Origin of the sequence: Priestia sp. SIMBA_032 (genome assembly GCF_046535215.1) — a bacterium.
Lineage (GTDB): Bacteria > Bacillota > Bacilli > Bacillales > Bacillaceae_H > Priestia > Priestia aryabhattai.
Genome location: NZ_JAWRXD010000090.1, coordinates 1 through 561, shown reverse-complemented (window position 1 = coordinate 561; position 561 = coordinate 1). Strand labels below are relative to the sequence as shown.

Genomic DNA, 561 nt, shown 5'->3' with positions numbered 1-561 from the left:
AGATCCATCTGGTTGTATAACAGATACAGTCTCTACAGTTTGTATGTTATAAAGAGGCCCATCAGAAGAGTTACCTGATTTCGTAAAATTCACTACAGAATAATCTACCCAGTTCTCTTTAATACCCTTCTTATATAAGTTGCTTACTAATGATTGTTGGTCATTGTATAACGAACCTTTTAAAACATGTCCAACGTTACTGAATTGACCTGTATTAATTGCAGTTGTTAGTCCATTTATGTAATCAGCCATTACTAGAGCTGCTGTATCTTTAGTAACAAAAGCGTCGTCGGAGACTGTATTTGAATTAGTTGCGTTTTCCTGATTACTATTTTTGTGAACAGCACTTGCATGATCACTACCTTTTATAGTTAAAGATTCTCCAGTTTCGTTGTCTGTAGCATTATTACTATCTTGATTTGTTTTAGTAGCACTATTATCACTGGTCTCCTGGCTACTAACCTCCCCAGTTTCTCCTGATTTTGAATCAACCTTTTCTTCTTGTTGACATCCAGAAACCAGTAAAGAAGTTACCGTCATTAATAAAAAAACACCTTTTTT

The 561-nt window shown here is 34.8% G+C and carries 1 protein-coding gene; it reads right to left on the bottom strand.

All coding sequences use genetic code 11. The features are described from left to right. Nucleotides 1–540: TcaA NTF2-like domain-containing protein (locus SB717_RS33440; RefSeq protein WP_410907095.1), on the bottom strand; the 540-nt coding region annotated here is incomplete at its 3' end. Nucleotides 541–561 lie beyond the last annotated feature (21 nt).